General features: G+C 51.3%; 7 protein-coding genes. 2 read left to right on the top strand and 5 right to left on the bottom strand.

What is annotated here, in order from left to right; all coding sequences use genetic code 11:
- Positions 1 to 155: 155 nt before the first annotated feature.
- Complete coding sequence (locus Q7V48_12910; GenBank protein ID MDO9211629.1) at positions 156 to 1190, top strand: alcohol dehydrogenase catalytic domain-containing protein; 1035 nt, start codon at positions 156 to 158, stop codon at positions 1188 to 1190.
- Positions 1191 to 1276: 86 nt separating this feature from the next.
- Here the strand turns inward: Q7V48_12910 and Q7V48_12905 are convergent, their stop codons facing one another.
- The 3 genes from Q7V48_12905 to Q7V48_12895 all read right to left on the bottom strand — a co-directional run bounded on the left by Q7V48_12905 (position 1277) and on the right by Q7V48_12895 (position 4113).
- Positions 1277 to 1633, bottom strand: coding sequence for a TAXI family TRAP transporter solute-binding subunit (locus tag Q7V48_12905; GenBank protein ID MDO9211628.1), 357 nt, complete (start codon positions 1631 to 1633; stop codon positions 1277 to 1279).
- A 138-nt stretch (positions 1634 to 1771) separates the two neighbouring features.
- Complete coding sequence (locus Q7V48_12900; protein ID MDO9211627.1) at positions 1772 to 3130, bottom strand: MmgE/PrpD family protein; 1359 nt, start codon at positions 3128 to 3130, stop codon at positions 1772 to 1774.
- A gap of 71 nt (positions 3131 to 3201) precedes the next feature.
- A complete protein-coding gene (locus tag Q7V48_12895; protein MDO9211626.1) occupies positions 3202 to 4113 on the bottom strand; it encodes an NAD(P)-dependent oxidoreductase in 912 nt (303 codons plus the stop codon).
- A gap of 241 nt (positions 4114 to 4354) precedes the next feature.
- Here Q7V48_12895 and Q7V48_12890 point away from each other — a divergent pair, with 241 nt between their 5' ends.
- Positions 4355 to 5740 (top strand): aspartate aminotransferase family protein, encoded by a 1386-nt coding sequence (locus Q7V48_12890; protein ID MDO9211625.1) that lies wholly within the window; start codon positions 4355 to 4357, stop codon positions 5738 to 5740.
- Here Q7V48_12890 and Q7V48_12885 read toward each other — a convergent pair.
- Together Q7V48_12885 and Q7V48_12880 are read right to left on the bottom strand one after the other, a co-directional pair.
- The gene (locus tag Q7V48_12885) at positions 5664 to 6077 is read right to left on the bottom strand and encodes a carboxymuconolactone decarboxylase family protein (protein ID MDO9211624.1); all 414 of its coding nucleotides are present in this window, start codon (positions 6075 to 6077) and stop codon (positions 5664 to 5666) included. The genes Q7V48_12890 and Q7V48_12885 overlap by 77 nt on opposite strands.
- A 39-nt stretch (positions 6078 to 6116) precedes the next feature.
- On the bottom strand, positions 6117 to 8561 hold the full coding sequence (locus Q7V48_12880; GenBank protein ID MDO9211623.1) for an ATP-binding protein: 2445 nt from the start codon (positions 8559 to 8561) through the stop codon (positions 6117 to 6119).
- Between the last annotated feature and the right edge of the window lie 395 nt (positions 8562 to 8956).

Here is an 8956-nt window from a genome sequence, read left to right as displayed (position 1 = left end):
AGCAAGAAAAACAAGCTTAAGGAAAGTGTGGGTTCCCGCAAAGAGTAAGAGTTGCCTTATTTTTCGGATAAAATTTAACTTTCAGATGTAAAATGGCTATGCAAATTTCAGGATGCAAAGATATTAATTTTAAATTCATTTAAAGGAGAACTTAGATGAAAGCAATCATTAAAGACAAACCCGAGCCAGGGGCCTCATGGAGGGAGGTGGAAATCCCCAAACCGGGGCCTAAAGATGTACTCATCCGGGTCAAAGTCGGAGCCATCTGTGGCTCAGACGTACACATCTTTGAATGGGACCCCTGGGCCCAGTCCGTAGTCCCGGGGCTTCCCCAGATTCTGGGACATGAATTCGCCGGAGAAGTGGTCGAAGTGGGGAAGGAAGTCCACCACCTTAAACCAGGGGACCATGTGGCCGGAGAGACTCATATCCCCTGTGATAATTGTTATTTTTGTTTGACCGGGCAGCGACATATCTGCATAGGAATGAAAGTTTACGGGGTCCACAGCCAGGGAATTTTTTCCGAATACACCACGGTTCCGGAACCTTGCGCAGTAAAGATCCCCCAGGAGATTCCTTTTGTTGCCGCAGCCATGATGGAGCCATGCGGGGTAGCCGTCCATGGGCTTTCCAAAGGTGTTGTTTCCGGGAAAAGCCTGGCCATTTTCGGCTGCGGGCCTATCGGATTATTCGGAGTCCAGGCGGCCGTAGCCTACGGGGCGGCGAAAGTTTATGCCATTGATATCAGCGAGAACCGGCTGGAAATGGCCCAGTCGTTTGGAGCGATCAGGGTTTTCAATGCGGCCAAAGACCCGCTGGAAAAGATCATCCTGGAAGATACTGGAGGTATCGGTGTAGACATGGTCCTGGAGGTCTCGGGCAATCAGAAGGCCTATGATCAAGGTTTGCGCATTCTACGCAAAGCTGGAACTTTTGTCATTATCGGGGTGGCCGCCAAGCCCATCCAGCTGGAAATTCCCACCAACATCATGTATAAGGAGGCCAAACTTTTCGGTATTACCGGAAGAGAGATGTATGAAACCTGGTACCAGGTTTTGGGATTGATTCAATCCGGGAAAGTAAATCTCGCCAAAGTAGTCTCCCATCAGTTACCCCCGGAAAAATTCGAAGAAGGGTTCAAAGTGGCCAAGGAGGCCCAGCACGGGAAGGTAGCGTTTATCTTCGGTTAAAAGCTTTTCATAATAGGACGCAGATTTGCGCAGATATACGCGGAAAAATATTTACCTCTTCTTGATCCTAATAACCATCTCCTTCCCTATTTAATGAGTTCCCCAGGAAGCTTTACCCCTTTTTCCTTCCAGAATTTCACTGCCCCCGGGTGGATAGGGATGCCGATTTTCTCGATTGAAGAAAATTTTGGCCCGGCCGTAATCCAGTAATTCAGAACCTTTCCTAAAAGCTCCTTGTTCTTGGGCTCCTGGGTCACTTTGAGGATATCATATACGACCAATTCCGGCATACTCGCCTGGGCTACCCAGTACATGGACCAGAAGAAAGCTTTCCTCTCCCGATCCGCATTTTCCCCGGGGGCCTTGTTGGGCGGGATCATACCCAGGTACAGGTAGGAGATCTCCGCTTCAATCTTCTTAGATTCTTCCGGCGTGGGTTGCACAAGCCGGATGGGTAAGATTTTTGCCCTTCGAAGAGCCCTACACTTTCAAAGCTGCGAGTCTACGCTGTCGTGGTAAACGATGTCGTGGCAGTTGTCACTTAATGATTACGAAGGCTGATTTTAAGGCAACAACAGGGTTTATTTAATCATGTGCCGAAAGGTACAAATATCCGCCAGCTCTTTGATGTCCGGCTCGTTCTCCAGGTTCAGGATGATGTCTTTGGTCCGCTCAATATGCTTCTCCGACAGGATTCCCTTTAGATACTTGCGGTAAATCGCTACGACCTCGTCCATGGTCAACGGATACTTGGGACCTCCATAAGGCTGGTCCATGGCCCCGGTCAGCACTTTCCCGTTATTCAATTTTAGGTCAATCCGCCCCTCTCCCGAGAAATACCGCGTCGGGTATTCTGGATGGTACACTACCTTGATCTTTTTGCGGACCTCGGCAACTTGGGGATCTTTCACCGACTCTTCCGTGCAAGTCTCCAACCCGCATTCCCCATGGATCATCTGGTAGGCCAGGATATGCTGGGTGCTGAAGCGGCTGTCCTCGGCGCTTTTGGGTTCCGCCCGGTCCACCACGTTCCGCAACGGGTCGAAATGGAGCACCATCTCCGCCAAATCTTCGTACTTCACCCCATTCTTTTTCATTAGCTCGTTGAGCACATCCACGAAGTTGTGGGTGAAGAAGCAGAACCCCCATTTCTTGATCCAGGTGTTGTTCGTATAGAAGGGAGCTTTCCCCAGGCCCTCGATCATCTTTTTGAATTCAATATTCTTGTTACCGCCGGTAAGCATGTCCAGGCATTTTTCGATCACCGGATTGCTGGTCATCCCGTCTTTGGCCAGCATGGCGTTCACCACCCCGTTGCGGCACACCGTCGCCGACTCCCAAAAATGGGCATCTGTCCCCCAGGTGTGCATGTACCCCAACCCCTGGACCATGGCCAGTCCAAAGGCCGCTTTCGTCTCCTCCTCCGACAATTCCAGGGCGCGGGCACAGCTCGCCGTCGCTCCATAAATTCCGATAAAAGGCAGATTGCAGATGCCGATCCCGTCCGTCCCCACCGAGGCCCACATGGCAATCCTGTTCTGCATTTCTTGTCCGACGTATAGAGCCACGATCATCTCTTTCCCGGATAACTTCCATTTTTCCGCGGCGGTCATTAGTGCCGGCCAGGTGGTCACGTCGCTGATGCCGCCGCCGGGGAACTGGTCATCTTCCATTTCCGAAGCATGTCCGAAAAAACCGTTGATCAAAGCCGCATTAGCCACGTCCGCCCGAAAGCCGCAGCCGTAAACCCCACTCTCCGGCTTTCCAGAATTTTCCATCACATACCGGATCACTTTCTTGGAAGTCGGCGCTGCCGACCCTACCAGCAATCCCATAACCTGCTTCAGGGTCAGCTTCTTCACATGCTCGATCACGCTCGGGTCCATATCCATATACTCGGTGTGGGTTACAAATTTGGCAAACTTCTCGGCAACCTCCATATTCTCCTCCTTTAGATTTTTTGAACCAGGTCTTTCTTGATATCTTCCTAAGGCCTTCTACGCCTTTCCCCTTACCCTTTGTCCCCAGCGCCCTTTTTCCTTACTTGCACCCCGAGAACCCCTTCCCATACCTTAATCATCGCCCCTTTATTTTCCTTTCCCAGTCCCTGGTCTAAGGCCATCTGGTAGGTAACCATGGCCGCTGCTGTGATAGGAAGAGGAATCCGGTGGGCACTGCTGATCTCAGCTACATGCACCATGTCTTTGTAGGCATCCGCTAACGGATAACCGGGCCCGAAGTTCCCCTCCAAGATGAGGGGGGCGAAGTTATCCAATGCAAAGCATTGCCCCGTGCCCGTGCGAGCAACGGTACAGGTTTGTTCGGGATCAAGCCCCATTTTTACCGCCATCGGAAGAAGCTCAGCAATGGCTGCACAGTGAATATCAAACATGACCTGATTAATCAGTTTCATCATCTGCCCATTACCAGAAATGCCCGCATAAATGATTTTATTGCCCATGGCTTCCAGAGCAGGCCGCACTTGTTGGAAAACCGCTTCCTCACCTCCCACCATGATGGTCAGAGTCCCAGCCTTGGCGCGGGCTTCCATGCCAGAGATAGGCGCGTCCAAGAAAGGGATTCCCCTACCCTGCAAAGATGCGGCTATTTTTCGCGAGCTGAGAGGATGGATTGTTCCACAATCGATGACCATCTGGCCGGGTTTCAGAACATCCACAATCCCATCTTTTCCAAATAGGACCGCTTCCACGGCCTCTGTGTCTGGGAGGCAGAAGATTACCCAAGTGGACTCCTGGGCCAGCTCTTTCAGCGAAGGAAGCGCTTTGCCGCCCTGGGAGGTCATTTGCTCCACGACCTCTTTTCTTCGGGCAAAGAACTTCAGTGGGAACCCGGCTTTCATCAGGTTGAAAGCCATCCATTTGCCCATCGTTCCCAGGCCGACAAATCCAATTTTGGTTTTCATGACTCTTCCCCTCCTATTTCCTAAATGTTCAAGGTGGCATATTATTTTTCTTGTTATTAGCTCACCATGCTCAGCTTTTCTCTACCTCCGCCTGAAATAATAATATAGAATTAGATCGAGAGTATGAGAATAATGGTTTCCAGGCAAATTTGCAAGGGGCGAAGATAGAGGTACTATGCCGCCCTGGCTCATCTGTGGTTAGATTCAATCAATACCCAAATTTTCCCGAGAGAGGCTTTCCATGAATAAGTCAACAGGCCATATATTTTACCGGAATCTTCGAAAATTCTATCCCACCGCGGCCCGGGGTGAAGGAATCTATATTTTCGACACCGAAGGGAAAAAGTATATCGATGGTTCAGGGGGAGCGGCTGTGGTGGGGATTGGGCATGGAGTAAAAGAAATAACCGAGGCCATGGTCCGGCAGGCCGAAAAAATTTCTTTTGCCCATAGTTCCCAATTCACCAGCCAGTCAACCCTCGAGTTGGCGGCGCAATTGGCCCAACTTGCTCCTGAGGGGCTTAATAAAGTCTATTTCCTTTCCGGCGGATCGGAGGCGATTGAAACGGCAGTCAAAATGGCGAGGCAATACCAGGTGGAAAGGGGCAAGCCGGAAAAGTACAAAGTGATTTCCCGTTGGACGAGTTACCATGGGAACACCCTCGGCGCCTTGGCTCTCTCCGGTCATACCGGAAGAAGGCGGCTCTATCTTCCGCTGATGCTGCCTACCCCCCATATCCAGCCGGCTTACTGTTACCGGTGCCCTTGCGGGCTTACGCCTGAAAAATGCGCTTGGGAATGCGCTGGGGATTTGGAAAAAACCATTCTCTATGAAGGGCCAGATTCCGTGTCCGCCTTTATTGCCGAGCCGATTGTCGGCGCTACGGCAGGGGTTCTGGTTCCCCCCGATGGATACTTCCAAAAAATCAGGGAAATTTGCGATCGCTACGATGTTCTTTTCATCTCCGACGAAGTAATGACCGGGATGGGAAGAACAGGGAAGAATTTCGGGATTGACCACTGGAAGGTGAAACCGGACATGGTCGTGGCCGCCAAAGGTCTGAGCAGTGGTTATACCCCCATTGCTGCCGTAATTGTGAGGGATGAAATCCACAGGGCGATTCAAGAAGGCTCGGGCGCATTCGTCCACGGACATACGTACAGCCAGAATCCATTATCCTGTGCTATCGCCCTGGCAGTCATCGAATACCTACTGAAACACGATTTAATCTCCAGGTCTGCTAAAATGGGAGAATATTTCCTGCGAGCCCTGCTGTCCTTGAACCGCCATGCCTTTGTGGGGGACATCAGGGGAAAAGGCCTCTTTGCGGGCATCGAATTGGTCAAAAATAAAAAGACCAAGGAGCCTTACGATCCCCAATTGAGGCTCAATGCCAAGGTCGCCAACTTAGCCTTTGAAAAAGGGTTGATTACTTATCCCGGCGGAGGGGGAGCGGACGGGATCAAAGGAGACCACCTGCTCCTCGCTCCTCCCTTTATTATCACTGAGGAGCAAATCGATCAATTGGTAGCAATTCTCGACCAGACGTTCACCGAGGTGGCGAAGGAGATTCCCAGAGGCCTTTCTCCTGAAGTACCGTCCGGAAAACTTTCAGGCCGGTGTTGACGACGGGGACACCTCCGTAGGTAGCCATCTGAAAGATAACCTCGGCAATTTCCTGGCGAGTGCATCCCACATTCAGGGCGGCGTGGAGGTGCGCTTTCAACTCTTCAGTTCGTTCTAAGACGGTCAAGGCTGCAACCGCAGCCAACTGTCGGGTGCGGTGGGGAATCTTTTCCCGGGCGTAAAGCTTGCCCGTGAAAAACAGGGAGATATCTTTGGCCAGCTCTTTATCAAAAGACCGCCAGAGATTGAAGGCTCCTTCCCCTTCTAATCCTTTGAAATACAGTTCCGCCGTCTTCTTTGTTTTTTCCTTCAGGTCTTCATCTTTTTTATTGGTCATTCTCCTGTCTCCTGATTTCTGACTCCTGGATTCTGTTTTTCACTTTTTCTCTTCCTCCGCTTCAAAGACTTTCATTTTTTTGGCCAGCTCCAGGAGCCTTTGATCCACTAAGTAGTTGACCGTCTCTGGCGGATAGGTCCCCTCCTTGGTCTTCTCTCCTGCGGGGACGCCGGTTAATATTTCAATTCCCTGGTCGACGGTCTGGACCGGGTAGATGTGAAATTTTCCAGCAGCCACAGCCTCAACTACATCCTTACGTAACATTAGGTCTCCGACATTCTGGTGGGGAATCACCACCCCTTGTTTTCCAGTTAAGCTCCGGCTGCGGCAGACGTCGAAGAAACCTTCGATCTTCTGGTTGACTCCGCCGATCGGCTGAATTTCTCCATTTTGATTCACCGAACCGGTGACGGCGATGTCCTGGCGCAGGGGAAGGACGGATAAGCTGGAAAGGATCGCATAGACTTCCGTTGAGGAGGCGCTGTCGCCGTCGACCCCGCCATAAGATTGCTCGAAGGCCAAGCTGGCGGTAAGAGTCAAAGGCTTGTCCTGGGCATATTTCCCCCGCAGATATCCCCCGAGAATAAGCACCCCCTTGTTGTGCGTCCTCCCGGAAAGGTCGGCCTCACGCTCAATGTTAATGATCCCGGCTTTGCCCATGGAAGTTTTGGCCGTAATTCTGGATGGTTTGCCGAAAGCATACTCGCCCATGTCGTACACCGACAAGCCATTCACCTGGCCCACTGTGGCTCCATCGGAATCGATCATGATGATTCCATCCTCGATCATCTCCTGAATTTTATCCTCGATCATCTTCTTGCGGTAGATCTTTTCGGTGACGGCTTGCTCCACATGCTTCTCGGCGATGATCTCGCTCTTATCTTTCTTCGCCCAGTAACTCGCCTCTCGTAAGATGTCGGTGATCCGATGAAATTCAGTAGAAAGTTTTTTCTGGCGGCCCGCCAGGCGCACACCGTGTTCGATCACTGCCGCTACCCCGCTGCGGTCGAAAGGAAGGAGATTTTCATCATGGCAGATCTTGCGAATGAAAGAGGCATACTGCATTTGGGTCTCTTCCTTCCGTTCCATCACCGTGTCAAAGTCTGCCTTAATTTTGAAAATCTTCTTAAAATCCTCGTCCACGGCATAAAGCATCCCATAGAGATAGGCATCCCCGATCATGACCACCTTCACCCGAACTTCAATTGGTTCTGGTTTCAGGGCGGAACTGGCAAAAAGATAAAAGGGGTCGAAGGACTGCATTTCCATGGAGCGGTTCCGCAAGGTGCGTTTCAAAGCAATCCAGACCCCCGGTTCTATAAAAACATCCAAGGCGTTCAGAACTAAGTATCCCCCGTTGGCCCGCAGGAAAGACCCGCTTTTAATCTTGGTAAAATCCGTCTTCCCAATTCCGCCCATGCCCCAGCTGCGTTCGATCGTTCCGAAGAGGTTGCGATACGTGGGGGAAGTCTCGATAATTACCGGAGCCCCTTTAATCTCGGAGTTATCCACCAAAACGTTCACCTGAAATTCGCTGAATGTGTCCACTGGGATGGGGAGCGTCAATCCTGGGATAGGAAGCGGCGGCGCCTCAGGTTTAGGCTGGAAACGGCTGGGATTTTCCAGGATGCTATTCTTCACCTCATCAAGGTAAGCATGGATCTTGGGTTGTTTGTTTTTCTCCCGGATGTCCCCGATTGCTCCTTCCACTAAGTGTGAGATGGCGGATTTATCCAACGCCGCCAGTGCTTCCTGGATTATCTTCTCCACTTTCCGAGTCTCTTTGAAAACCTGCTCCATTTCCGCGTTTAATTGACTGTATTTGACTTTGAGGTTTTCAAAGTTTTCCTTGGGGAACTGCCCCTGGTCCACCAGGTTTTCCAGTTGATCGAGGGGCATGGCATTGCCGGCCACCATTGGCACAACATCCGGGCGGGTGAATGGGCCTACTTGCACCTGCACTACGGCAAACCCTTCTTTTTTGGCCCGGCTCTCAAACTCTTTGCCCATCCCTTTTTCCCTATCCCGGTGTTTTTCGACGAGTTCTCTCCTCTGCTTCTGGTACTCTTCGCTCTCGAAGACAAGAGGAATGTTTTTCTTCAGGGATTCGATGAGGTCATCCATGTCCTTCTTGAAGGCCTTGCCCCGACCTGCAGGCAGGCAGATGCATTTGGGCTGATCCGGGTCTTTGAAATTACTCACGTAGCAGAGGTCATCAGGGATTTTCCCGGCCTTGTCGATCTCCTCCAGCAGGCACTTGATCGTGGTGTTGCGACCGGTTCCTACCAACCCTACTATAAAGATGTTGTAACCCAGGCTGTCCATCTCCAACCCCAAGCGGATGGCTTTCAAGGCCCTCTCCTGGCCGATGATTTCCGTGCAAGCCGGGATTTCGCTCGTATCCTCGAACGGAAGTGACTCGGGCGGGCACCGCCACCTTAATTTCTCCACAGGGACTTCAGGATATTTTATCACTGCTGCCATGATGATACCTCCTTGAGCTCCCCCCTCCCCTTCCCCTTCCCCTTCCACCGAGCCCATGTGTCGGAATCTCTCTTTGTCATTGCGAGCGACCGAGGGGAGCGTGGCAATCTCTTACTTTTCAAATCTCTTTGAGATTGCTTCGGTCGTTTCACTCCCTCGCAATGACTTTGCGCCACAGTCTCCCACTCGGGAGAGGGATGGGGTGAGGGGGAAAATCTGCGTTTAAATTTGAAAAGAAGATTAGCAAAAAATATGGGGTCGGTCAAATGGTAAAAATAGGTATCAGTGTCAGTGTGAGTGTCAGTCAAGAATAAGGAGGAAAAAGATTAGCCGGGGAAAAGAGTGGGGCCGAAGCCCCACTTAAGAATCACCCCCACCCAGCCCTCCCCCCTCGA

This window comes from Deltaproteobacteria bacterium (assembly GCA_030654105.1).
Taxonomy (GTDB): Bacteria; Desulfobacterota; SM23-61; order SM23-61; family SM23-61; genus JAHJQK01.
The sequence above is the reverse complement of the archived record's forward strand: the minus strand, read 5'-3'. Positions and strand labels throughout refer to the sequence as shown.

Coding starts and splice junctions, on each gene's coding strand:
- Q7V48_12910 (MDO9211629.1), top strand. CDS start 156: ATGAAAGCAATCATTAAAGACAAACCCGAGCCAGGGGCCTCATGGAGG.
- Q7V48_12880 (MDO9211623.1), bottom strand. CDS start 8,561: ATGGCAGCAGTGATAAAATATCCTGAAGTCCCTGTGGAGAAATTAAGG.
- Q7V48_12895 (MDO9211626.1), bottom strand. CDS start 4,113: ATGAAAACCAAAATTGGATTTGTCGGCCTGGGAACGATGGGCAAATGG.
- Q7V48_12890 (MDO9211625.1), top strand. CDS start 4,355: ATGAATAAGTCAACAGGCCATATATTTTACCGGAATCTTCGAAAATTC.
- Q7V48_12900 (MDO9211627.1), bottom strand. CDS start 3,130: ATGGAGGTTGCCGAGAAGTTTGCCAAATTTGTAACCCACACCGAGTAT.
- Q7V48_12885 (MDO9211624.1), bottom strand. CDS start 6,077: ATGACCAATAAAAAAGATGAAGACCTGAAGGAAAAAACAAAGAAGACG.